23 protein-coding genes are annotated in these 23,979 nt (G+C 66.8%); 13 read left to right on the top strand and 10 right to left on the bottom strand.

Features of this window, described 5'->3' with window-relative positions:
* The first annotated feature begins 307 nt into the window (after window positions 1–307).
* The 3 genes from proC (at window position 308) to B2747_RS13150 (ending at window position 3,640) form a co-directional block, all read left to right on the top strand.
* Window positions 308–1,135: a pyrroline-5-carboxylate reductase gene (proC, locus tag B2747_RS13160; protein WP_291161668.1), complete on the top strand. Its 828-nt coding sequence runs from the start codon at window positions 308–310 to the stop codon at window positions 1,133–1,135.
* 188 nt (window positions 1,136–1,323) lie between these two features.
* The gene (locus B2747_RS13155; RefSeq protein WP_291161665.1) at window positions 1,324–2,994 is read left to right on the top strand and encodes an ankyrin repeat domain-containing protein; all 1,671 of its coding nucleotides are present in this window, start codon (window positions 1,324–1,326) and stop codon (window positions 2,992–2,994) included.
* A 46-nt stretch (window positions 2,995–3,040) separates the two neighbouring features.
* Window positions 3,041–3,640, top strand: coding sequence for a YdeI/OmpD-associated family protein (locus B2747_RS13150; protein WP_291161662.1), 600 nt, complete (start codon window positions 3,041–3,043; stop codon window positions 3,638–3,640).
* 29 nt (window positions 3,641–3,669) lie between these two features.
* Here B2747_RS13150 and B2747_RS13145 read toward each other — a convergent pair whose 3' ends face one another.
* From B2747_RS13145 to B2747_RS13130, 4 genes are all read right to left on the bottom strand, one after another.
* Entirely contained in the window at window positions 3,670–4,905 is a 1,236-nt protein-coding gene (locus tag B2747_RS13145) for a sensor histidine kinase (protein ID WP_291161660.1), read from the bottom strand.
* Window positions 4,902–5,612, bottom strand: a complete 711-nt coding sequence (locus B2747_RS13140; protein WP_291161657.1) for a response regulator transcription factor — start codon at window positions 5,610–5,612, stop codon at window positions 4,902–4,904. The genes B2747_RS13145 and B2747_RS13140 overlap by 4 nt, the downstream gene beginning before the upstream one ends.
* Before the next feature lie 24 nt (window positions 5,613–5,636).
* Window positions 5,637–6,803 carry a DJ-1/PfpI family protein gene (locus B2747_RS13135; RefSeq protein WP_291161654.1) on the bottom strand — a complete coding sequence of 389 codons (1,167 nt, stop codon included), beginning with the start codon at window positions 6,801–6,803 and terminating at the stop codon, window positions 5,637–5,639.
* Window positions 6,804–6,895: 92 nt separating this feature from the next.
* Window positions 6,896–7,789 (bottom strand): hypothetical protein, encoded by an 894-nt coding sequence (locus tag B2747_RS13130; protein ID WP_291161652.1) that lies wholly within the window; start codon window positions 7,787–7,789, stop codon window positions 6,896–6,898.
* Here B2747_RS13130 and B2747_RS13125 point away from each other — a divergent pair.
* Entirely contained in the window at window positions 7,788–8,150 is a 363-nt protein-coding gene (locus B2747_RS13125; protein WP_291161649.1) for a VOC family protein, read from the top strand. The two genes, B2747_RS13130 and B2747_RS13125, sit on opposite strands and share 2 nt — an antisense overlap.
* On the opposite strand, the gene B2747_RS13120 is transcribed toward B2747_RS13125, so the two are convergent.
* Window positions 8,129–8,836, bottom strand: a complete 708-nt coding sequence (locus B2747_RS13120) for a hypothetical protein (protein ID WP_291161646.1) — start codon at window positions 8,834–8,836, stop codon at window positions 8,129–8,131. The genes B2747_RS13125 and B2747_RS13120 overlap by 22 nt on opposite strands.
* Before the next feature lie 188 nt (window positions 8,837–9,024).
* Here B2747_RS13120 and B2747_RS13115 point away from each other — a divergent pair, with 188 nt between their 5' ends.
* Complete coding sequence (locus B2747_RS13115; RefSeq protein ID WP_291161643.1) at window positions 9,025–9,411, top strand: hypothetical protein; 387 nt, start codon at window positions 9,025–9,027, stop codon at window positions 9,409–9,411.
* Between the two features lie 30 nt (window positions 9,412–9,441).
* Here the strand turns inward: B2747_RS13115 and B2747_RS13110 are convergent, their stop codons facing one another.
* Window positions 9,442–10,017: a YybH family protein gene (locus B2747_RS13110; RefSeq protein WP_291161640.1), complete on the bottom strand. Its 576-nt coding sequence runs from the start codon at window positions 10,015–10,017 to the stop codon at window positions 9,442–9,444.
* 255 nt (window positions 10,018–10,272) lie between these two features.
* On the opposite strand from B2747_RS13110, the gene B2747_RS13105 reads away from it, so the two are divergent.
* Window positions 10,273–10,989 carry a hypothetical protein gene (locus B2747_RS13105; protein ID WP_291161637.1) on the top strand — a complete coding sequence of 239 codons (717 nt, stop codon included), beginning with the start codon at window positions 10,273–10,275 and terminating at the stop codon, window positions 10,987–10,989.
* Between the two features lie 9 nt (window positions 10,990–10,998).
* Here the strand turns inward: B2747_RS13105 and B2747_RS13100 are convergent, their stop codons facing one another.
* Window positions 10,999–11,883 carry a hypothetical protein gene (locus tag B2747_RS13100; RefSeq protein ID WP_291161634.1) on the bottom strand — a complete coding sequence of 295 codons (885 nt, stop codon included), beginning with the start codon at window positions 11,881–11,883 and terminating at the stop codon, window positions 10,999–11,001.
* 274 nt (window positions 11,884–12,157) lie between these two features.
* Here B2747_RS13100 and B2747_RS13095 point away from each other — a divergent pair, with 274 nt between their 5' ends.
* The 4 genes from B2747_RS13095 to B2747_RS13080 are packed head-to-tail and all read left to right on the top strand — an operon-like array spanning window position 12,158 to window position 16,201.
* On the top strand, window positions 12,158–12,535 hold the full coding sequence (locus B2747_RS13095) for a group II truncated hemoglobin (protein ID WP_291161631.1): 378 nt from the start codon (window positions 12,158–12,160) through the stop codon (window positions 12,533–12,535).
* Window positions 12,536–12,547: 12 nt separating this feature from the next.
* On the top strand, window positions 12,548–13,075 hold the full coding sequence (locus B2747_RS13090; protein ID WP_291161628.1) for an RsmD family RNA methyltransferase: 528 nt from the start codon (window positions 12,548–12,550) through the stop codon (window positions 13,073–13,075).
* Window position 13,076: 1 nt separating this feature from the next.
* Complete coding sequence (locus B2747_RS13085; protein WP_291161625.1) at window positions 13,077–15,296, top strand: penicillin acylase family protein; 2,220 nt, start codon at window positions 13,077–13,079, stop codon at window positions 15,294–15,296.
* Window positions 15,293–16,201 (top strand): hypothetical protein, encoded by a 909-nt coding sequence (locus B2747_RS13080; protein WP_291161623.1) that lies wholly within the window; start codon window positions 15,293–15,295, stop codon window positions 16,199–16,201. Before B2747_RS13085 ends, B2747_RS13080 begins: the two co-directional genes overlap by 4 nt.
* Here the strand turns inward: B2747_RS13080 and B2747_RS13075 are convergent.
* The gene (locus B2747_RS13075) at window positions 16,179–16,595 is read right to left on the bottom strand and encodes a hypothetical protein (RefSeq protein WP_291161620.1); all 417 of its coding nucleotides are present in this window, start codon (window positions 16,593–16,595) and stop codon (window positions 16,179–16,181) included. The genes B2747_RS13080 and B2747_RS13075 overlap by 23 nt on opposite strands.
* Before the next feature lie 74 nt (window positions 16,596–16,669).
* Here B2747_RS13075 and B2747_RS13070 point away from each other — a divergent pair, with 74 nt between their 5' ends.
* Entirely contained in the window at window positions 16,670–17,212 is a 543-nt protein-coding gene (locus B2747_RS13070) for a nuclear transport factor 2 family protein (RefSeq protein ID WP_291161617.1), read from the top strand.
* A 53-nt stretch (window positions 17,213–17,265) separates the two neighbouring features.
* Here the strand turns inward: B2747_RS13070 and B2747_RS13065 are convergent, their stop codons facing one another.
* Complete coding sequence (locus tag B2747_RS13065) at window positions 17,266–19,539, bottom strand: response regulator (protein WP_291161613.1); 2,274 nt, start codon at window positions 19,537–19,539, stop codon at window positions 17,266–17,268.
* A gap of 77 nt (window positions 19,540–19,616) precedes the next feature.
* Window positions 19,617–21,548, bottom strand: coding sequence for a M28 family metallopeptidase (locus B2747_RS13060; protein WP_291161611.1), 1,932 nt, complete (start codon window positions 21,546–21,548; stop codon window positions 19,617–19,619).
* A gap of 160 nt (window positions 21,549–21,708) precedes the next feature.
* On the opposite strand from B2747_RS13060, the gene B2747_RS13055 reads away from it, so the two are divergent.
* Window positions 21,709–22,611 (top strand): histone deacetylase, encoded by a 903-nt coding sequence (locus tag B2747_RS13055; protein ID WP_343125904.1) that lies wholly within the window; start codon window positions 21,709–21,711, stop codon window positions 22,609–22,611.
* Between the two features lie 51 nt (window positions 22,612–22,662).
* Window positions 22,663–23,844, top strand: coding sequence for a PQQ-dependent sugar dehydrogenase (locus B2747_RS13050; RefSeq protein ID WP_291161606.1), 1,182 nt, complete (start codon window positions 22,663–22,665; stop codon window positions 23,842–23,844).
* Window positions 23,845–23,979: the final 135 nt, after the last annotated feature.

The raw sequence follows: 23,979 nt of genomic DNA, 5'->3' as shown, positions 1-23,979 counted from the left end.
GGCGGGAGCCGTGGTGCTCGTCCCACAAATCGGTTCCGCCAGACTTGACCTGAGACTTTCAGATCGCTAGCCGTTCAGGTATGCAGGCTTCAGAGCTCATCTCCGTGCGCAGTGCGCGACCGCGACCGTCGTCGAACCCGATTCGACGCCGGACGGTTGTGCTGCGCTCCCAGGAGTGTCTGCCCCGATAGCTCGCTGCGCTTTTCTGCGCCTTTGCAGCGTCTTTCGCCCCGTTCGGCCTCTGCGCCGGACGGGGCGTTGTGCATGTGGCCCGTACCCGACGGCGTGTTCTCATGCCCCACGCCTCATGTCACCCCAGCACACGCTGTCCTCGTCCATAGCGATCATCGGAGTCGGAACCATGGGTCGCGCCATCGCGTCCGGGCTTGTGCATGCCGGCGTGGTGACCGCCAGCCAACTCGCATTGGCGGATCGCGACATCAGCGTTGCGCGCGATCTGGCCACTCAGCTCACCGGCGCGCGATGGGCGCACGATGCAGCAACGGCTGGCGAGGGCGCCGACATCGTGCTGCTTTGCGTGAAGCCCAACGATGTGGCGCAGGCTCTTGCCGAATTGCATCTACTGTCAGCCCATGTACTGGTGGTGTCCATCGCGGCTGGCATGACGCTGTCCACGCTGGAGCAGCTGACGGGTGGACTGCGGCCGGTGGTCCGCGCCATGCCCAACACGCCCTGTCTCATCGGTCAGGGGCACACGGTGCTCAGTGCAGGCCGCCACGCCACGGCGGAGCATCTGCAGGAGGTGGAACAGATCTTCCGCGCGCTGGGGACCTGTCAGGTGCTTGCCGAGAAGCATCTCGATGCCGTGACCGCGCTGTCGGCCAGCGGTCCGGCCTTCGTGTACGTGATGATTGAGGCGCTGGCTGCCGGTGGATTGGCCTGTGGTCTGTCCCGTGAGGTATCCACGTTCATGGCCGCGCGCACGGCCCTGGGCGCGGCGGCCATGGTGCTGGAGACCGGCAGCCATCCGGCCGAGCTGCGCGATCAGGTGAGTTCGCCCGGGGGCTGCACGATTGCCGGCTTGCTGGCGCTGGAAGACGGCGGCTTCCGCTCGGTGGTCTCGCGCGCGGTGGAGGTCACGACGCGCGCGGCGGCGGGGCTTGGGGCGCGTTGACAAGGCGGCGAGTTGAGGGCGAGGTTACGGACAGCGCCCCGCTGGGGGGCCTCCAGTCCGCGGCAAGGGAGCCTGCTCCCACCCAGTGCGATTCTGCAGTTCCGCCAAGTGGCGGAGCTGCGTCCGGGTGACATCTCTTCTTCCCGGCCACAGCGAGCGGACTCTGGCCACCACGGAAGGAGTGTGTCATGTCCCGACAGCTATCCCCTCGCAGTAGTGTGGCCGCGCTCAAGCTCGAGGCCAAGCGCTGGCTGCACGCCCTCGATGCCGGCAATGACGCGGCGGCGCAGCGGCTGAAGGCCGTGTGGCCGGATGTTCCGGAGCCCGCCACTCTTCGCACGGTGCAGCAGGCACTGGCGCGCGAGTATGGGTTCTCCCATTGGGCCGCGCTGCGTGATGCGGTGGAGCAGATCGCTCTCGATCGCCAGATCGCGGCACAGACGCGTGCGGACCACCTGCGCGTCCTGTTGTCACACGGATGGAGCGGTGAGATCGCGCTCGCGCGTCGATTGCTGTCGCGTGAGCCGGAGCTTGCGGCTGACAGCGTGTTTACGGCTGCGGCTGCCGGGGCAGTGGATGTGTTGCGCCGCATGCTGGCGCAGCAGCCGGAGCTGGTTCGCGCGACTGACAGCGAGCGTGGCTGGACGCCACTGTTGCACGTGGCCTATGGTCGTCTTGATGGCGAGCGTGCGGTGGAAGCGGCACTGATTCTGCTGGACGCGGGCGCCGACCCAAAGGCGCAGTTCGATGACGGCTGGGGCAACCCGTTCACGGCACTATGCGGTGTGATCGGTCAGGGTGAAGGCAACAAGCCATCGCATCCACAGGCTCAGGCCCTCGCGGAGTTGCTGCTGGCGCGCGGCGCGGACCCGTTTGACACGCAGGTGCTGTACAACACGTCCATTGTGCACGACGAGCCACACTGGACGGCTCGGCTGTGGGAGGCCTGCGTGCAGCAGGGCCGGGAGTCGCTCTGGTTTGCCACGGAAGGCCGTGTGCTCAGTGGGCCGGTGCGGGTGCACACGATGAACTATCTGTTGGGGAACGCGGTCAGCAACCGGCATGTGCGGCGCGCGGCCTGGCTGCTGGCGCACGGTGCGGACGCGACAACGCTGCACAGTTACGTCGGGCGGCCGGTACATACCGTGGCGCGCCTGGCGGGCCATACCGACATGGTGGCGCTCCTCGAGGCCCATGGTGCCAGCGCGGAGGCGCTGCCGCTTCGGGATGCGGTGTTGGCTCAGCTCATGGACGGCCAGCTCGAGACGGCGCGTACCATGTTGGCCGCACAGCCTGCGCTGCTGCGTGATCCACATCTGCTGCACAGCGTCGCTGGTCGCAACAAGGCCGAGGCGGTACGGCTCCTGTTGGCGCTTGGCGCAGCGGTTGACCTGCGCGATGCGACCGGCGCCACGCCGCTGCACCGTGCGGCGGAAGGTGGCGCGCTGGAGGCCATTGAGGTGCTGCTCAGCGCCGGCGCTGCCGTGGACCTGCGTGAGCATCGCTTTCAAGGCACGCCGTTCAGCTGGAGTCTTCACCTCGGTCGCCATGCGGTGAGCACCCGACTTGCCGGGGTGACGCGTGATGTACGCGCGCTCGCGGGCAGCGGACTGATCGCGCGCCTGCGCGAGGTGTTGCAGGGCGATCCCTCACTGGCCAACCATCGTCTGGAACGTGTGCCAGAACCGGTACCGCTGTTTTGTCTGCCCGACGATGATGATCTGGCCGCCGAGGTAGTGAACGAACTGCTGGCGGCCGGGGCCGCGACCAACGTACGCAATGCTGCGGGACGAAGCCCGTACGAGGAGGCGCAGTTTCGCGGACTGGAGCGGACGGCGGCGCGATTGCGCAACGCCTGACACAGGTGGGACAAGCGGGAGGCCTGCGCCCAATGCAGATTGTCGCATGCCTCCCGTTGTCGTGCGTCCCGAACGAATCAGGGAATTCGTCGATCAGGCGGCTTTTGCCGACTGGCTGTCCACACACCATGCCTCCGACGAGGAGGTGTGGATCCGCATGTTCAAGAAGGGCAGTGGACGTCCCACGATCTCGCAGACCGAAGCCATCGATGTGGCGCTGTGCTGGGGATGGATCGATGCCATCCGCAAGTCATGGGATGACGAGTCCTTTGTGCAGCGCTTTTGTCCGCGTCGCCCGAAGTCGGTGTGGAGCCGTATCAACCGGGTCAATGTGGAGCGACTGGTTCGCGAGGGGCGGATGACCGAGCATGGACTGGTGCACGTGCGTGCGGCGCAGGCCGATGGGCGTTGGGATGCGGCTTATGCCACCACGATGGAGGCGCCAGACGACCTGCTGACCGCCATCATGGCCTCGAAGAAGGCCCGCGCGATGTACGCCACGCTGTCGGCGCAGAATCGCTTTGCGCTCACGTTTCGTGTGCTGCAGCTCAAGACGGCTGCCGGACGCGCGAAACGCATTGCGGAGTTTGTGGCCATGCTCGAGCGCGGGGAGACGGTGCATCCGCAAGGCAAGACAAGGTCCTGACGCGAGGCCGGTGCTCCGCCCGCGTTTCTTCAGTCGAGCGCGGCTGCCTGGGCAGGCCGGATACGCACGGCAAAGCTGTTGTCGTCGCTGATCACGTTCATGGCGAGCCCCGTGGCTTCGGCAAGCCGCGCCACCAGCGGCAGGCCAAATCCATGGCCCTTGCCAGATGCGCTGCGACGGTGGTTGTGCAGCTCCACCCCTCCTGCTGCGCCGCGCACCGTGACCACACCTGGCGCCGCGTGATCGCGCACATTGTCGAACAGACTGGCCAACATGAGTTGCAGCACGTCATCCGAGACGGGCAGGCGCAGGCTGCGGGGGACATCGATGTCGATCGTGAGCCCACGAGTCTCGAAATCCTCGATCCGATCGATGAGGACGGACTCAAGCACGGAACGAACGGCCGAATCGTTGCGGCGCGGCGTGTCCTGCTCGCGGGCCAGCATGAGCAGGGTGTCGATGGTGCGCTGCAAATCCTGTGTGGCACGGGCTGCCACAACCAGCGCGGCCTGTGTTTCGAATGGCACGCCAGGTTCAGTGCGTGCGCGCTCCACGCTGCTGCGCAGCACACTCAACGGCGTACGGAGCTCGTGGCTCACATCGCGGGTGAACGCCCGTTCGCGTGCCACATGCTGCACGACACGTGCACTCCACGCTTCGAGTGCCGAGGTGACCACCCGCACCTCGCGATCGGCATGCTCAGGGAGCGGCACACGCAGCACCGTGGTGCCGACCGCGTCTGAGGATTCCACGGCCTCGGCGAGTTGCTGCAGCGGCGTGGTGATGCGACGGGCCACGGCCCGTGCGAGCCATGTGGCCCCGAGCAGAATCGCTGATACCACAAACAGCCACTTGATCAGCAGTTCACGCCGTAGCGGCCTGACGCCCAACTGACGGCTGACCTCGGCCACCAGCCACGCATTCGGTTGACCCGCGGCGTTCTGCGAGACGGCGCGCACGTGATAGTGACGCCCATCCGTGCCGCGGAACTCATGCCGCCGCGGCTCGGCGCGCAGCGGTGCGGCGAGGTCGGGCGGCAGCGCCGATGTCGAGGTCGCGAGCTGCATGTGCGGAAGGCGCGGCTCGGGCCAGTGACCCTCTGCACGACGATTGGCCTCAAGCCACGCCGCTTCCTCCTGCACCTGCTTCTCGAAGACCTGGTCCTCCACGCTGTAGAGCAGGACGACCGTGATGGCACTGTACACGACCGTGCCAAGCAGGGTGAACATGCCGAAGGCCCGCACGAGGCGCATCTGGAGCGTCACTGGTCTGCTCGCAGTCGAAATCCCACGTCGTGCACCGTTTCCAGCATGGGCGTGGCAAACGGTTTGTCGAGTACCTGCCTGAGCAGATACATGTGCGAACGCAGCGGGTCGCTCTCGGGTGGGTCGGCATGCCAGAGTCGGCGAATGAGTTCGCTGCGTGTGACCGCCCGTGGCCAGGCCTCGGCCAGCATGATGAGAATGCGGCCGGCTGTATGCCGAAACGTCAGCACCTGTCCCTCTCGCGTAATGAGCCCGCTGCGTCGATCGATGACGAGACTGCCGATTTGCAGGAGATGCGGCGCGCCGGCGCGCCGCCGATGGGCGAGCGCGCGGCAACGCGCGAGCAGTTCCTCACTGGCAAATGGCTTGACGAGGTAGTCGTCGGCGCCGACGGCAAATCCATCGAGCTTGTCGCGCAGCGCATCGCGTGCGGTGAGCATGAGCACCGGGATGTGGCGGTCGGACTCCGCGCGCAGCCGCTCGCATACCTTGAGGCCGTCGATTCCGGGCAATGACAGGTCCAGCACCAGGACATCGGGCGGATCGCTGAGGGCCAGCGCGAGTCCGGCGCGCCCGTCGGAGGCCCGCGTGACCTGGTGCCCGTCTGCGGTCAGCAGCACTTCGAGCTCGTGGCCGAGTGCCGCGTGATCCTCCACGACCAGAATCTGCAGGCTGTCGGTGGAAGGCTTCACGATGCGCTCAGTCATGAGAGGACTCGGTCACGGGAGAACTCAGCGGCTCCGACCTTCAAGCTGGGTGAGTAGCGTTTTGACATCGGCGCGGTCGGGGTGTTCCGCGGCTACATGGCGAGCGAGGGCATTGGCTTCGCGAACGCGGCCCAGTCGGAGAAAGGCGTCGGCCATGCCGAGCGAAATCTCCGGCTGGGGCATGTAGGGAGCCGCCAACTCGAGCAGGGTGAGTGCCTCGCGCACCCGCGTGCTGTCGGTGGTGGCCTGCAGTTGATAGTAGCCGATGAGACCGATCATCTCGACCTCAATCTCGCTGCGCTCTTTGGCCAGTTGCTGTCGCACCACCAGCGGATCGCGCGTGAGGGCGTCGGCGGCAAAGCGTACACTGCGTTCGTCGCGCCACGGGGTGCGCGCCGCGAGCGGGCGGCCCATGGCCGTGATAAGCGTCTCCACCGTGGCGGCGGTGGCGTACGGATTCTGGCCGGTGACGAGGCGATCGTCGCGGACCACATGGGGGAGCATGAGTCCGGATTCTTCCCACTTGCCGCCCACGCTGCGCAGCTGCGCCTCCAGCAGCCAGGGATACTCGCTCCGCCACTTCTTGCCGAAGACCACTTCTTCTTCGTCGGTGAAGCCGGTGACACGCTTGCCGGCCACGAGCCGTTGTCCGTTGCTGAGTCGCACACTGGCCAGTGCAGCGGGGCCGTGACATACGGCGCCCACGACACCGCCGCGATCGTGGATCTGGCCTACCAGACGGACGAGGGCGGTGTCCGTCGGCAGGTCAAACATGGCGCCCTTGCCGCCCACGATGAACACGGCGGCAAAGTCCTCAGCACGCAGCCCCGCGGTGCGCCGCGTGTTGCGCAATTGCCGCATGGCGGCGGTGTCGGCGAGCAGGCGGGCGTTGTAGTCGCGCTTCGCGCTGAAGGCGTCAGGCTGCGGCGCGCCACCCGCGGGACTGGCCACCGTCACGCGCAAACCGTTGGCGGTGAGGATATGCCAGGTTTGCGAGAACTCGTCCATCTCGAAGCCGGGGCGCGTGCGTCCGCTGTCGCGGCCGGCACTGCTGACCACTACGAGGACATGACCCGTGGCAGGCTGCGGGCCGCCTGGTGGCACCGCGCTGGCATGCGCGGTGAGTGGGCCGGAACGCAGCGACGCGCCGGCGAGGGTCATCAGTCCGAGCAGTGCAAATGCAGGTCCCATGCGATACTCCTGTTGTACGTAGGTGGAGTCGCAAAGGTGACGGTCCATCGTGACGCAAACATCAACGGCGTGATGCGCGCCCTCGTGCGCGGCTAGCGGTTGTCGACGATCTGCAGGAAGCCGTGTTCGGCGTGGGGTTTGGCGTCTCGCGCATCGGGCGCGAAGCAGAAGATGGCGTAGCGTCCTGGCGTGACATCGAGGTCAAGCCAGGCCACACCGCCCGGCGCGATGCTGGCGAGGCCGGTCCACATCTCCATTGGCGCCGGGCCCGTGCCGGTCCAGCGCTCGACGTCGCTCATGGACTTGCCGGGATCAAGTCGCACCACGAGCAATTCGTGACTCTGCTTCCCGGTGTTCTCGATGCGCAGGGTCTGCCTGCCTCGAGCCAGGGGAGCCGACCAGTTGGCCTTGTATTCCGTGAGGGTCACGCGACGTGTCGCGACAGGCTCGGCGGCTTCTTGCGCGGTGGCGGCGGTGACTTCGAGTTCCGTCATCATGCCCTTCATGACATGGATCTGCCCGTCTTCCGTCGGAATCCAGCAGATCACGGCGTAGCGCCCCGCCGCAAGGCGCTGGGTGATGGCAATGCTTTGACCGGGAAGTGCAGCGCTTACACCGCCGGCGGGTTTGGCCCACGCCGGCAAGCCATGCAGCCCCTTGTTGCGCTGCAGAATGGGAAACACATCGCCCAGGCGCTTTCCTTCGTCGAGCCTGATGAGTTGCACGTGATGGAGTTTCGATCCGGTGTTGCTGAGGCGAATGCGGTGCAGCCCCGCGGCCGTGCGCGATGGGCCACGAAAGGCGTAGTCCATGGCCACAAAGTCGAGTGGCGTGGCCGCAGCGGCCGCGCGCGCGGTCTGCGCAGCAAGCGGTGGCGCAGCGAGTGATGCAGCGTTTGGCGCCAAGACTCCGAGCAACAGCAGGAACCGCGCGAGTGGCGGCGTCAGTCTGGCCCGGACATGCCGTTTGCAGTAAGTTGCCGTCATGTTCACCGGCATCGACACGATCATCATTCGGGTGCGCGACATCGCGGCCTCGCAGAGTTGGTATACCGAGCGACTTCAGGCTGAAGTCGTGTACGATGACGACGAACAGCGCCTTGCGGTGGTCGAGTTCCCTGGCGGCTCCACCCTCACACTCTGGCAGATCGACGATGGCGCCGAGTTCGTGGTGTCGAGCACGTACCCCATTCTTGCCACGCCGGACGCGGCCGCCGCACACGCGACGCTGTCCGCCAATGGCGTGCAGGTCGAGCCGCTGCAGGAAACGCCCGGTGTAATCTACTTCCGCTTCGCGGACATCGACGGCAATCCGCTCGAAGCCTGTCAGGTGCGCGACGACGACTGAGGCGACGACTGAGCGCGGCGTGGCCGCGTGGCCACGTACAGCGTGTGCATGGGACCTGTTGTTACATGCGCGCGCGCCTGCTGCCGTTCAACAAGAAGGCCGTTGCGCCGCAACGCCCGCTCGAAGTCGGGGTCGTCGCCCACGGACCAGTACACGATGGGGCCCGCACCACGCAGTGCGGCGATGGTGGCGGCGATGCCGCGGTCGGCGTACAGGCGCGAGTTCTCCTGGAGAATCATGCCTTCGGGGCCGTTGTCGGTGTCGAGCATGATGGCATCGAAGCCGCCTGCATTGTGGCGCAGCACATTGCTCACGTCATCGTGCACGACCCGCACGCGCGGGTCGTCCAGCGCCTCCACCGAGATGCCGAACTCGGGATTGCTGTTCCACGCGATCACCTCGGCCAGCAGTTCGGCCACTACCACCTCGGCGTCAGCCGGCAGGGCCTCGAGTGCAGCGCGCAGCGTGAAGCCCAGCCCCAGCCCGCCAATGAGCACCCGCGCGCCCTCGGCGGCGGCGTAGGGGGCGCAGGCCAGTTCGGCGAGGCGATCTTCGGAGTAGTGGCGCCGTGTGGACATGAGCTCCACCCCGTCGGCCCGAATGAGGTAGGCGCCGTCGTGGCGGAAGAGTTCGAGGAGCGAGCCGTCAGGGGTGCGGGCCTCGCCAAGGCGGACGAGTGGCTTCACGGGCGTGCGCAGCCCGTGCGGGCCGGGGCCGGAGTCGGGACGGAACGAGATGGCATGGGCACAAGATAGCGTCGCACGGGGTACATTCCTCACCGTTGACGTTCCCCTCGTATGGCCGTGAAGACCCTTGCAAGGAGTGCCCCGTGGTTGCGTCGATTTCCCAGGTATGGCGGCGTCGTTGGACTGGCATGCTGCTCACGGCCATGACAGCGGGCAGTCTTGGTGCCTGTGGTTCGCCGTCCGGTCCGTCCGGTCCGCGCCTCAATGTCACCGTGCGGGACGATGCCGGCGTGTCCATCGAGCGTATGCCGGTGGTGGTGCGTCAGGCAGGCGTCACGCTGACCACGACACGCACCGATGACCGGGGACAGGTGGCGGTGGCCGTGCCCGAGGCCGGAAGCTACGAGGTGCAGGTGGTACCGCGTGCGGGCTACCAGCGCGGCCGCGATCCGCTCACCAAACTGGTGAGTGTGAACGGCGGCGGAGCCGTACAGTTCACGGTGTATCGTGAGGGCTTGTCGGCAGGGGACACCTGCAACTACCCGGATCCCTGCTCGGTCAACGGCGGCAGGTAATTGCCGGCGGCCGCGCGCGTGGCACCCCGCTCAATGCCGATGCGGGGTGTCTGCCGTGGGGGACCCTGCAGCGAGACCTGTAGTGTCTGGCACCGACGACCGGGTGCTTTCCGGTGTGTCGGAGAGATGTTCCTGTACAATGACCCAGCGTCCGTCGATTCGACGCCAGAACATGGTCCAGGCGCCGCTGACCACATGCGGATTGCCGGCCGGTGTGCGGTGCGGAATGCTGTAGGTCAGCGTCATGACCGCTGCGTCGCGCGTGATGACGTCCACCCAGGTGGAGCCAAGGACAAAGCGCGGTTCGCGCATGTTCTGCCCTACGCGCTCCCAGAAGCCCTGGATGGCGCCGCCGAGTGAGTCGCGCGTGGTAAGGGCCTGTCCGGCGGCCGCTGAGATGACGCGCCCCGAGTCGGGATAGAGCGAGAGCAGTGAGGCCGGCGCATCGGCACGCGAGAAGTCATAGGCGGCCTCCACGAGCGCGGACAGAGAGTCGGCGATGGCGCGGCGTTCGACCGCGGGCACGCCCTCGACCCGTGTGCAGCCGGCAAGCGAAGCGATGCCGAGCAGCGTGATGCCCGACAGTCCGATGGTCAGCAGCCTCATGCGTGTGCTTCTGGCGAACACTGGAGACCTTGCGAGCTGGACGTGGGAAGTAGACAGGGCACTGGCACCAAAAGTGGACGCAGCCGACGCGGGATCGTCCTCGGCAAGTGACGGCGTTCGATCCTGCCAAGCCGAGTGCTACTCGACGGGTGGGTGGAGCAACGCGTGGCGTACCTCTTGCAGGAGGGAATGTGCACCAGGCGGCGTGTCTGCGCTGCTTCCGTCCCTTACCCCACGATGTCGTGGAGGCGTTCCATGTCCCGCCACCGTTTGCCGATGCTGCGTTCCCGTGTTGCCGCGCCGTTCACGATTGGCGCAGCACTATGGCTTGGGGTGAGTGGCTGTGGGTCCGAGCGCCCTGATGGGCAGATGTCGGCCGACCTTGAGCGCGACTTGCAGTTGGCCATGTATGCGCGGCCGGCCGCCGTGGTATCGGCCGTCGAGGGTGGTCGCGTCGGGGCGCCCAGCGGGGATGCGCGCGGGCGGCGTGATGCGGTACCGCGTCCGAAGCGGGCTCCGGCGCCGAGACCGTCTCCCCAGGTGGAAGAGACGGCGAGTGCCGAGTCGCTGCTGGATTCGCCCATGCCCGCTGTATCCATGACCACGGCAGACGCTGGTGCACCGGCGGCCCCCATCGAGCCGGAGCTGCCGGCTGCGGGCGCCGAAACACCGGTGAGTGTCATTCCGGTGAGCGGGCCGAGCGATGCCAGTGGGCACGCGGGTGAGCACGAGGGACGCCGCGGCGGCGGCTTGGGTGGTGTCATTGGCGCCATCATTCGTGGCGGCGCGGCCGGCGTGGACAACTGTGAGGCGCATGACGCGCGGCGCGGTCGGGGACGTGGCCGCGGCCCCATTCTCACCACCGGTGGTGGCTGGGGCCGCGGCGTGGGTACCGTCATCATGACTGGCGGTGCCATCATTGCTGCCGGCGGAGAGGGCGGCGGCATGCGGCCCACGTTCCCGCGTCGCTAGCGCTGTCCGTCAGGGCGTCTTGGGCTTGGCCGCCACGCGCGGCGCCTGCGGCGAACGCTTCCAGAACGGGTCGTCGCCGCGCACGGCCGCATTCATGACGGTGAGCCCGCTACTGACGCGCCACATGTCTGTGCGCACAAAGGTGAGCGCCTCATTGAAGGTCTTGAAGGCGCTGCGCTCTGCCTCGGTGAGACCGTCGGTGGCCTTCGTGCCGTCCGCCATGCCCCGGTCCATGCCTGACAGATCGGGAAAGGACTCGAACACCCAGTAGGTGGCGCCCTGTGCGCCGGCCACCACCTGATACACGCGCCACTCGGCCGGCAACTGTTTGCGTGCAAAAAGCGCGCGATACGTCTTGGCGCCGTTGTCGAAGGCTTCTTCGGCACCGGGCCGGACGCGGAACTCGGTCCACATGTACACGCGGCGCTTCATGAGGTCGGGATAGTTGCCGGCCGCAAGATCGCCGCGATACATGCCGTACATGGCCCGCGTGCCGGACACATAGGCGGTGTTCTTGCGCTCGAGTCCGGGGAGCGCGCGCGCATAGGCCGCGTCGCCCATGATGATCTTCTCGGTCGTATCGCCGGCGGCAAAACTGCCCTGTCCGGAGAGATAGCAGACTTCCTGCGCGCCGGTCATGCGACGAAGTGCCAGTTGCGGCGGAGCGTCCTTGATCTGCTCGAGCTGACGCGACCAGCCGATGTTGTGTGTGTCGTAGTCGGGCGCCGCGCCGGGCCGCAGCGACTCGCAGAACACCGAGAGTACCGCTGGCGCCTGCGAGGGCAGGGCCACCTGCGCTACTGCCGGCGTCGGGAGCAGCAGGGCGGCGAGCAACACGGCCGTGCTGGCGGGGCGAGCGAAATGGAGGAGGGGGGAGGGCGTGGGGTAACGCATGGTGTGGCCTCCCGGTCGGCGCTTCGTGGCCGGCCAGTCGAGGGGGAGAGGCCCGGCTCGGTCTGCACCGGGCAGGGAGTGGTCAGCGTTCACGCTGACGTGGCACAAACATTGGACGGACGGTGTTGGCGCACCATAGCACGAAATGGCAAATAATGATGGTGAACCGTTCATTATCGATGCCCAAGCGAGACGAAAGGGTGCGAATGCCTCAAGAGGATGCGCGCTCTTCGCTTGCCCGGTCTTCTGCTGAGCGACTAGCCTTCGCCACATCATGACGCACTACGAGCAATTGGGCGGCGAAGCCGGCATCCGCGCCCTGGTGGATCGGTTCTACGATCTCATGGACAGCGCACCGGAGGCGGTCAACGTGCGCGCGCTGCATGCGACCAACCTCAAGGTGTCGCGTGAGAAGTTGTTTCTGTTTCTGACCGGCTGGTCGGGCGGTCCGCAGCTGTACGTGGAGAAGTACGGCCATCCCATGCTGCGCATGCGTCACTTTCCGTTTGCCATTGGGGCGCGCGAACGTGACGAGTGGCTGTGGTGCATGCACCGGGCCCTCGATGAGCATGAGGCGCCGGAGGATCTCAAGGGCTATCTCCGCCAGCGTTTCGACCAGTTGGCCGATCACATGCGCAATCAACCCGAATAGAGGTTCCGGATCATGCGCATTGTCGGCGGTACGTTCAAAGGCCGCAATCTGACGTCGCCCAATGACTTCCGGGTGCGTCCCACCGCCGAACCCGTGCGCGTGGCCATCATGAAGGCCATCAAGGCGGACATCGATGGTGCGCGGGTGCTCGATCTGTTTGCCGGCACCGGCGCGCTGGGACTCGAAGCCCTTTCCCGCGGCGCACGTTACGTGGACTTCGTGGAGTTCCGTCCGGCCAGTCTGCACGCGCTCAAGGCCAACGTGGCTGCGCTCCGCGTCCACGAGAAGGTGCGCGTATACAAGAAGGACGCGCTGCCCTTTGCGGATGCGCTGCCTGTGGATCGCTACGATGTGGCCTTTGCCGATCCCCCGTACGAATCGCGCATGCTGGACCGGCTCATCGAGCGCTGGCAGCAGGCGCCGTGGTCGCGCGTGCTGGTGGCCGAGCACGCGCGCACCCATGTGTTACCCAAGCCGTCGCAGCAGTTGCTGCTTGAAGACAGCGCCGTCTCCATCTACCGCACGACCCCTCCCGCCTGACATGACCCCGACCCTTCGTCGCCTCTTCCGCGCCTCCATCGCGCTCGCGTTGCTGAGTGCTGCGCGTCCCACCCCGGTGGACGCGCAACCTGCCGTATGGGAGGCCCAGGCCAAGCGCGTGACCATCATGCGCGATCAGTGGGGCGTGGCGCACGTGTACGGGGAACGCGATGCCGATGCGGTGTTCGGCATGGTGTACGCGCAGGCCGAGGATGACTTCCCGCGCATCGAGACGAACTACATCAATGCCATGGGTCGTCTGGCCGAGGTGGAGGGCGAGCGCGAGATCTGGCGCGATCTGCGCATGAAGCTCTTCATCGATACGCTCGAGATCAAAGCCCTTTACGCCAAGAGCCCCGCGTGGCTGCAGGCACTCATGCAGGGCTGGGCCAATGGGCTCAACTGGTATCTGCACAAGAATCCGCAGGTCAAGCCGCGGCTGATCACCAGGTTCGAGCCGTGGATGGCGCTCACCTTCAGCGAAGGCTCCATTGGCGGTGACATCGAGTCGGTGAACCTGCGCGGCCTCGAGCAGTTCTACGGCCCGCGCTCGGGTGGTGCAGCTCCAGCGCGCGACGATGCCGAGTCGGCAGTGCAGCCCTTTGGTGAGGAGCCGGGTGGATCGAACGGTTTTGCAGTGGCCCCGCAGAACACGGTGAACGGTCATGCGATGCTGATGATCAATCCGCACACCTCGTTCTACTTCCGTCCCGAGATTCACATGGCCAGCCGTGAGGGCCTCGATGCCTACGGCGCCGTGACCTGGGGACAGTTCTTCATCTATCAGGGCTTCAATCACCGTCTGGGCTGGATGCACACCTCGGGCGGCGGTGACGTCATTGACGAGTATCTCGAGACGGTGTCGCCCAAGGGCAAGGGCTTCACGTATCGCTACGGCAGCGGCACGCGCAATGTGACGGCCAAGGTCATTCGCCTGCCATACAAGACGGCCACGGGCATGGCGGCGCGCACGGTGACGGCCTACTTCACGCACCATGGCCCGGTCATTCGCACGCAGACCGTGAACGGGGCGGAGCGCTGGGTGGCGGTGCGCATGATGAACAATCCGCTGGATGCGCTGCAGCAGAGCTATCTGCGCACCAAGGCCACGGATTTCGCGTCGTTCAGCAAGGCCATGGAGCTGCGCACGAATTCGTCGAACAACACGGTGTACGCCGATGCCGATGGCGTGATTGCCTACTTCCACGGCAACTTCATCCCGAAGCGTGATCCGTCCATCGATTTCACGCGCCCGGTGGATGGCAGCGACCCGCGTACCGAGTGGCAGGGACTGCACACGCTGAACGAGATGATCCTCATCAAGAGCCCGTCGAGCGGCTGGCTGATGAACACGAACAACTGGCCGTTCACGGCGTCAGGTGCGGACAGCCCGAAGATCGGCGACTGGCCGGTGTACATGTCGGCGCAGCGCGAAGACAATGCGCGCGGTGTGCATGCGGTGCGCGTGCTGCAGGGTCGCAAGGACTTCACGCTCGACGGCCTCATTGCCGCCGCGTATGACAGCTATCTGCCGGCCATGGAGCAGCTCATTCCGCCGGTGGTGGCGGCCTGGGATGCGCTGCCGGCCAGTGATCCGCTCAAGACGCGGCTGGCGGTGCCCGTGCGCACGCTGCGCAACTGGGACTACCGATTTGGTGTGGCCAGTGTGGCCATGACGCTGGCCAATGCCTACGGCGAAGCGGCTACGCAGTCGCAGGCCGCAGCGGCCCGTCAGGCCGGCACGCCCACGCTCGAGTACATCGCCAGCAAGGCGGCGCCCGCGCAGCTGCTGGGCGCCTTGTCGCGCGCGGTGGAGACGCTGGAGCGCGACTTCGGTTCATGGCAGATGCCCTGGGGCGATGTGAATCGCTTCCAGCGCCTGAGCGGCGACATCGGTGCCGGCTTCGACGACAGCAAACCCAGCCTGCCGGTGGCCTTCGCGTCGGCCAACTGGGGCTCGCTCGCGGCGTATGGACAAACGGGCGCCCGCACCACCAAGAAGTATTACGGCAATCGCGGCAACAGCTTCGTGGCCGCGGTGGAGTTCGGGCCGCGCGTACGAGCCAAGAGTGTGCTGGCCGGCGGTGTGAACAACGATCCATCGTCGCCGTACTTCTTCAATCAGGGCGAACGCTACGCGACCGGCGCGTTCAAGGATGTGAGCTTCCACCGTGAAGACGTGGAGCGCAACGCGGTGCGCACTTACCAGCCCGGTCAGTGAGTTCGCCATCACAGGGGACGACGGCCCCCGCCTGGTGGGCCGTGGGTGACGTGACCAGCGCGGCCATCGACTTCGGCGCCAGCAACACCGATGTCGTGTTCCGTTCGCCCGATGGCCTCAGGCACTGGACGCTGCCGACAGAAGGTCAGCCCGATCTCTCGCGCGTCCATCGCGCGCTCAGTGCCGGTGATGTCACGGCGTCGCAGTGTGCGTGGCTGGCCGTGACGGGTGGCAATCGCAGTGCCCTGCCGCCGGTCATTGAAGGCCGGCCGGTGCATCAGGTGCCTGAGGTGGAGGCCATTGGCCGTGGCGGCCTCGCGCTGTCCGGGCTCGAGGCGGCGGTCGTCGCCAGTGCGGGCTCCGGCACCGCGGTGGTGCGCGCGACGCCGGATGGCATGCGGCACGTGACCGGCACCGGTGTGGGTGGTGGCACGTTGGTGGGACTGTCCCGACTGCTGCTGGACACGGTGAATCCACAGGAAATCGATGCACTCGCGCGCGCCGGAACGGACACCACGCACAACCTCACCATTGGAGAAATCCTCGGTCAGGCCATTGGCTCACTGCCACCCGACACCACCGCCGTGAACTTCGGGCGGGTGGCCCGTCATGCCGTCAACGCACCGCGTGAGGACACGGCGGCCGCGCTGGTCAACATGGTGGGCCAGGTCATTGCCATCGTGGCCATCAACGCGGCGCGCGCCCAGCAGCTCGAACACGCGGTCATCGTGGGGCACCTGACCGACTTGCCGAGCGTGCGGCACACCTTCGAGATGGTGGCGCAGTTCTACGGCGCAGCGATTCGCATTCCCGAGCAGGGCGGGCAGGCCACGGCGCTCGGCGCGCTGCTCTCAGGCGCGGAGCGTTTTGCCGCTCCGCCCCTTACGACGGGCACAGGTGCTTGAAGGCGATGGCCGGCACTGAGCCGGGCACGGGCGCGGCATAGCCCGGCACGCCAACAATCTTTTCGCTGGCCACCTTGGTGAACTTCGCGTCGCTGTAGTAGCGATTCTCCTTGACCGCCGCCGTGCCCGCCTTGCAGCGCACGGTCACCACCGTGCGTGAACCGAACCATTCACCGCCGGGCGCTTTGGCCGGCTTCACGAAGACGGTGCGAAAGGTGGCGGTGATGTCGTCACCCGACTGCTTGAGGGTGCGGGATTCGAAGAGCACGGCGTCGCCACGCGCGAGTGCGCCAACCTTGGGCATACTCGCAGACTGGGCGGGGAGCGCGTCCGCCAAACTGAGTAGCGCGATGCCGGCGCCGCCGGCAACCAAACGGAGCAGGGTCGGGGTCATACCCGCAACTTGCATCGTCGCGCCCGCGTAGGCGAGTATATCCGCATCCCTTCCTTCAGCTCCGGAGCTCTGCCGTGTTTGCTACGCCGCTCTCATCCGTCCGTCTGCTTGCTGCCGTCTGGCGTCGTACCGTGCTGTCATCGGCGGTCGTGGTGGCCGGCGCGTGGACGCCCGCCGCAGTCGCTGCACAAGGTACCGCGCAGCCGGCGGAGAAGGCGGCGGTGATGGCGGTCGTTCAGAAGCTGTTCGACGGCATGCGCGCTGGAGACTCGAGCATGGTGCGCTCGGTGTTTGCGCCCAATGTGCGCATGATCACCGTGGCGCCACGACAGGGCGTGATGACCGCGAGTGTCACCAACGGTGCGGACAACTTCGCGAAGGCGGTTGGTACGCCACACGCCGAGGTGTGGGACGAGCGCATCGCCAACGAGAAGGTGGAGATCGATGGCGCGCTGGCGTCGGTGTGGGTGGACTACGCCTTCTTCCGCGGGACCACCTTCTCACACTGTGGTGTGGACCACTTCCTGCTGACGAAGGACAGTGCGGGCACGTGGACCATTCTCGAGCTGGCCGACACACGCCGCAACAGCGGCTGCGAGCAGTGGACGAAGAAGTAGGCGCGCGGCGTTAACACGCGCGGCGTTATCGTGCGCCGCGTTATCGCGAGCCGCTATCGCGCCGCGCGCCGCGCGTCGAGCACGTCCCGCACCTTGTGCAGCAGGCTGGCGCGCGAGAAGGGCTTGGGCAAGAAGGCCACCTGCCGCGCGGCGATGTCCGCCACCAGGGCATCGTCGTCGGCGTAGCCACTGACGAACAGCACCCGTAGCTCAGGCCGGCGGCGCGTGAGTTCGCGCACGAGCTCCGGCCCCGACATGCCGGGCATCACGACATCGCTGATGACCATGTCGAAGTGCTGTGTGTCGAAGCGGGAGAGGGCGTCACGGGCGCCGATGGCCGATTCCACCTCGTAGCCAGCCTGCTGCAGGAGCCGCTCGGCGATCTTGGCCACGGCGGGTTCGTCGTCCACCACCAGCAGGCGTTCCTGTCCGACCGGCGGCGGCACCTCGTCGCTGCGCGTGGTGACGTCGGCGGGGCGGTCGAGCTCGGGCAGCAGCACACGCAGGGTGGTGCCACTGCCGGTGGCGCTGTCCACCGTCATGACGCCACCGGCCTGCTTGACGATGCCGTAGGCGATGGCGAGGCCCAGGCCCGTGCCGCGCCCGCGCTCCTTGGTGGTGAAGAAGGGCTCGAAGATGCGATCGAGGACTTCGCGCGGAATCCCTTCACCGCTGTCGCGCGCCGTGAAGCACACGTAGGTGCCGGGTTCGGCGTCGAGGATCGAACCCGCTTCCACATGCAGGCGTGAGAGGCCGATGTGGAACTGACCACCCTGCGGCATGGCATCGCGCGCATTCGTGGCGAGATTCATCAGCACCTGCTCGAAGCGACCCGGATCCACGCGAATGCTGCCGAGCGTGTCATCGTACTGACAGCTGAGCGCCACGTTCTCCCCGAGCACGCGTGCGAGCAGTCGCTCGATGCCCCGCACGATCTCGTTGGGGTTCACGAGGCGCGGTTCCACGACCTGCTGACGACTGAAAACGAGAATCTGCCGGGTAAGATCGGCCGCGCGCCGGGTGGCATCGATGGCGTGATCGAGTTCGCCGCGTGCGTCGTGCTGCGGCGGCACGGTTTCGCGCGCCAGCTCGACATGCCCGAGAATGGACGAGAGATAGTTGTTGAAGTCGTGGGCGATGCCGCCCGCGAACGAACCGAGGGCCTCGAGCTTCTGCGCCTCGCGCAGGCGGTCCTGTGAGGCCGTAAGCGCCGCCTCGCGGTCGACCAGCGCGTCGGCCATGGCGTTGAAGGTGCGCGCCAGTTCACCGACTTCGTCGTCACTGGTGATCTGTGAGCGACGGCGCATGTCGCCCTCGGAGATGGCGCGCGCGTCCAGCGTGAGCGATTCGATGGGACGCAGCAGGCGTCCGGTCACCCAGTACGCGATGAAGACAACAAACACACCGCCGAGGAGGCCGATGAGAAAGTCGTAGATGAACTGCAGTCGCGCCGCGGCGAAGGCTTCGTTGACCGGAATGCCCACGTACACGCGCCACGGGGTGTTGCGCATGAACTCGGAACCGAACAGCCGGTCTATGCGATCGATGTCACTCGGGACAATGGTGTCGATGCCAACAGGCTGCTCGGCCTGCCCGCGCTCGGAGAAGCCGGGAAACTGCCGTCCCACCCAGCGGTCGGTGTCGAGCGTACGAATGATGATGCGACCCTTCGTGTTGAGCACCGTCAGCACGGAGCCCTGCGGAAGGCGTCGAGCCATCTGCACGCCCTCCAGCGAGTCCACCAGAATGGTGGCGCCGACATAGGCCACCGCGCGGCCCGTGCGGGGGTCGGGTACGGGCGCCATGAAGGGCATGAGCCAAGCCGAATCGCCGCGGGCACGTGAGCGCACCGGGTCACCCACCGTGAAGCGCTGGGCGAGCTTGGTGTCCAGAAAGTAGGGACGATCCCCGACGTCCATGCGACGACGCCCGGCCGGGTGGATGCGCGCGGCGCCAATCATGGTACCGTTGGTGTCCACCATGAACAGATTGGCGTAGGGCGCCACGATTTTCTCATGCAGCACACGCAGCACGGAGTCTGTTTCCGCGCTCGGGGCGGCCGGGTCGACGACGTAGGTGAGGCTCTGGAGCAGGGTTTGCGCCTGGGCAATCTGGCCGTCGAGCGACTGGGTGACGGCCAGGGCATTGTCGCTTGCGCGCTCGCCCGTCAGCCGCTGTTCGGCCAATTGCCGGTCGCGCGCTCGGAGCCAGGCCAGTAGCCCGAAAGCGAGGGCCACGAAGATGGCCACCAGACGAAGCCGCGCGCGCAGGCTGCCGGTTTTGTGCGCCGGGGGCGCGGGGGCTGAGGGAGCAACAGAAGCGGCCACACCCAAACGTAGGATGTGGCCGCAGGCACCGCGAGGGGCTGGCCGGGACGGATCGTACGGGACGAACCGCCTGCGGCTCAGCGATTGCAGCTGGGCATGCTGGGATCGGGGCCCGCAATGGCCGGCTTGTCGGGCCGGTTGGCCACGGCCGTCATGGTCTGATGGACGAAGCGGCCGAGACGCGCGGCATGATCGTAGTCGATGTACTGCGGTTCATCCGTGTGTTGATGATAGTCCACCGCATAGCCCAGCGAGAGGTAGACCACCGGGATGTTCTTGCGCACATAGTTGACCTGGTCGCTGCGGCAAAACCGATTGAGCGGATTGGCCGGCACATCCCAGGTCTTGTCGATGGCCATGGGCTCGGGAATGTTGGCGTTGACCGAGTCGATGATGTCGCCGAACTCGCGCGAGAGGCGACGTGCGCCGAGCATCTGTACCGAGGCGGGGCCACCATACTTGACCTGCCAGTCACGGCCCTTGCCCACCATGTCCATGTTGTGCGCGGCCACGATCTGTTCGAGCGGGATGGTGGGATTGTCGGTGAACCAGCGTGAGCCCAGCAGGCCACGCTCTTCGCCCTGATGGGAGACGAACACAATGGACCGCGCCGGCTTCTGCTTCGCGAACTGCTCGGCGATTTCGAGCATGACCACTGTGCCGGAGCCATCGTCATCGGCGCCGTTCATGATGCTGTCGCGGCGCGGCGCGCGCACCGAACGCGCGATGGCGATGAGCGAGTCGATGCGCGCCTGCTGCGCGGCCGTGGGCACGCACACCGGATCGTTGGCGCCCTGACGGCGCACGACCATGTTGTAGGCGCGCACGGAGTCGTGATCGACAACGGTGCTGTTGATGCCGACGTGGTCGTTGTGTGCGCCCACGAGCACGTACTCGTTCTTGCGCGCCGGGTCGCTGCCGGGCAGCACCGCAATGACGTTGCGCGCCGGCGTGGGCGAGAGGCGCCACTGGTGCTGCCAGGAGGCGCTGACCGTCTGTCCGGTGGTGCCAACGCTGACCTGCTCAATGGACTTGCCGAAGAGTTGGGCCGCCACGGCCTTTGAAATGGTCGCGGCAGGCGGCGCGTCGGCATTGAGCGATGAAGCCGGCCGCATGCCCTGTGGCTGCGCGAAGGCCTGATTGCGCGCGGCGGCGGACATGTCGTCGAGTCCCACCACGAGGACGCCGGCGGCGCCCACTCGCTCGGGGCGGGCATCACGCAGCGGCGCGGCGAAGGCGCGCCGTGGCGGCGCCGTCGGATTGGCGCGCTGACGGGCTTCCTCGGCAATGGAGGCGTTGGCGCCAAACTTGTCGGGCACGTCGCTGCAACTGACAAAGCTCACCGGCGCGCCGGAGCTGGCGGCCACGGCCGCGCCCACCGGCGGGGCGGTAAACACCAGCACCTTGCCGCGCATGAGCGCCGGGTCGAGCGCTACCGCCGTGTCGCCGTACTGGCCGGCAAAGATGACCGGCACGTTGTCGAGTGCGGCGCGCGAGCCCACTCCATTGGCGGCCGTGGGGACCTGCGGCACCCAGTCCGACTTCTGCTTGAGCGTGGTGCCACCGATGCGCAGCTGGGCGCTCAGGCTGTCGATGCCGATGGGACCGAAGGGCAGGATCTGAAAGAAGGTGCCGCTGTCACCCGCGGGCTGGAGGCCCAGGCGGCGGAACTCGCGGGCGATGTACTCGGTGCCCTTGAAGTTGCCCCGCTCGCCGGCGGCGCGGCCCTGCATGGAGTCGGCCGCGAGCTGATAGAGTCGCGTGCGCAGGTCATTCGCCGTGATGGCTGCCGCGGTGGGCCGTGGGGTCCAGGTGCGCGGACCCTCGTCCGACCACACGGTGCCGGCGGCCTTGTTGGGCTTGACCAGCACGTTGATGGGCGTGGGGAGCTTGCCACCCTGAGCGGCCAGCGGGCTGACGAGGGGCGGAAGCGCGGCGGCCAGGGCGCCGGCGGCGCAGGCGTGAAGCACACGGGCCTGTGCGCGGGCGCGGACGCGGACGGGTGACACGGGGGAACCTCGTGCTGCGGAAGGAGTGTTGCGTAGCGAGACTGTGAATCTACGCGACACGGCATGAGCTTGCTGATACTGCGCTGCTGCCTGCCCGGTTTCGGCGGTGCTGTGATCCGGTCCCGTTGTCCTGTTGCCCCGTTGCCCTGTTTGCCGCGTGCTGCATCTCTGGTCGTCGTCCCGCTACGCCATCGAATTGCCTGAGGGACACCGGTTCCCGATGGCCAAGTACGCCTTGTTGCGTGAAGCCGTGTTGCGCGATGGGCTGGTGCGTGCTGAAGCGCTGCACGATCCGGCGCGTGCGGCGCGCGAGGAAGTGCTGCGGGTGCACACGCCGGAGTATGTGGCACACATCGAGGACGGTACGCTCCCCCATGCGGAGCAGCGGCGCATCGGGTTACCATGGAGCCCGTCGTTTGTCGAGCGGGCGTTCCGCGTGGTCCAAGGCACGCTGGAGGCGGCCGAGTGCGCGCTGCGTGATGGGGTGGCCATGAATCTGGCGGGTGGTACGCATCATGCGTTTCCCGATCGCGGCGAAGGCTTCTGCACGTTCAACGATGTGGCCATTGCGGTGCGGCGTCTGCAGGCGATGGGACGTGTTCGCCGGGTGGCGATCGTCGATCTTGATGTGCATCAGGGCAACGGCACCCATGCCTGCTTTGCCGGTGACCCATCGGTGTACACGTTCAGCATGCATGGCGCGAAGAATTTTCCGTTCCACAAGGTGCCGGGCACGCGCGATGTGGAGTTGGAAGATGGCACCACCGACGACACCTATCTGGGGCTGCTGCGGGAGCATCTGCCGGAGGTGCTGCGCGCGTCGCGTCCCGATCTGGTGGTATACCTTTCGGGAGCCGATCCGCACGAGGGCGACCGACTGGGGCGATTGGCGATGACGTTCGAGGGGCTCATGGCCCGCGATGCCTACGTGGTGGGCAGTTGCCGCGAGGTGGGCATCCCGGTGGTGGCCACGATGAGTGGCGGCTACGGGCGTGATGTGCACGACACGGTGGCCGTGCATGTGAATACGGTGCGGGTGCTACGGGCCTTTGCCGAGGGCTAGGGCGGCGCGGTAGCTTGCACCAGCAGTTTTCCGTCATTCAGGAGAGGCAAGATGCGTGGATCGGTGCTGCGGCTGGGCTTCGTCGCCGCGGGTGTGGTGTTGGGATCAGCGGTGGTCACGTCTGCCGCAGCGGCGCAGGCCGCGCCGGCGGTGTTCAAGTCGTCGGTGCACGACTACCGCGTGGTGCCGGTGGTGGACGGCTTCGTGAATCCCTGGGGTCTGGCCTTTGTCCCCGGTGGTGACCTGCTGGTGACGGAGCGGCCGGGCCGTCTGCGCCTGGTGCGTGGCGGCAAGCTGCTGCCCACGGCGGTGAATGGCGTGCCGGCGGTTGTGGCCGCAGGCCAGGGCGGTCTGCTGGATGTGGTCGTGCATCCCAACTTCGCGCAGAACCGCTACGTGTATCTCACCTACTCGAAGCAGGTGAATGGCGGCTCCACCACGGCGTTGCATCGCGCCAAGCTGGTGAACGATGCGCTGGTGGAGGGGCAGGACATTTTTGTCGCCGACACGCGCGGACGACCGGGGCACTTCGGCTCACGCCTTGCCTTCGACGGCAAGGGGCACCTGTTCATGACGGTGGGCGATCGCCAGGCGCCGCCCGAGGGCGACTTGCCCGCGCATCCGGCGCAGGACTTGTCCACGCATCAGGGCAAGGTGTTGCGGCTCATGGAAGACGGCACGGTGCCGAAGGACAATCCCTTCGTGGGTCGCTCGGGCGCGAAGCCGGAAATCTGGAGCTATGGGCACCGCAATCCGCAGGGTCTAGTGGTGCATCCCACCACGGGCGCGGTGTGGGCCACCGAGCATGGCCCGCAGGGCGGTGATGAGCTCAACCTCGTGGAAGCCGGCAAGAACTACGGGTGGCCGGTGGTGGGCTTCGGTGTGAATTACGGCCCGGGCAAGGCGATTCACGCCAGCACGATGGCGCCGGGCATGGAAAACGCGAAGCATGTGTGGGTGCCGTCGATCGCCACGTCGGGCCTGATGGTGTACACGGGCGACAAGTTCCCGGCGTGGAAGGGCAGTGTGTTTGCCGGCGGTCTGGCGGGGCAGCGTGTGGCGCGGCTGACGCTCGACGGCGCGCGCGCGGATCTGGCGGACAATCTGGCGCGCAATCTTGGCCGCGTGCGTGATGTGCGGCAGGGTCCGGACGGGTTTGTGTATGTGGTGCTGGATGACCAGCAGGGCAAGCCGACGGGGATTGTGCGGTTGGAGCCGGTCGCTCGGCGGTAAGACCAACTAGGGGCGTAAGGTGTGACTGCGTAAGGTGGACCGCGGGAAGGAACGGCGGGCGGTTCACTGCGGAGGGCGTAAGGTGTGACTGCGTAAGGTGGACTGCGGGAAGGAACTGCAGTCGGTTGAACAGCG

Origin of the sequence: Gemmatimonas sp. UBA7669 (assembly GCF_002483225.1) — a bacterium.
Lineage (GTDB): Bacteria > Gemmatimonadota > Gemmatimonadetes > Gemmatimonadales > Gemmatimonadaceae > Gemmatimonas.
Note: the sequence above shows the minus strand (reverse complement) of the source record. Positions and strands in the feature narration are given on the sequence as shown.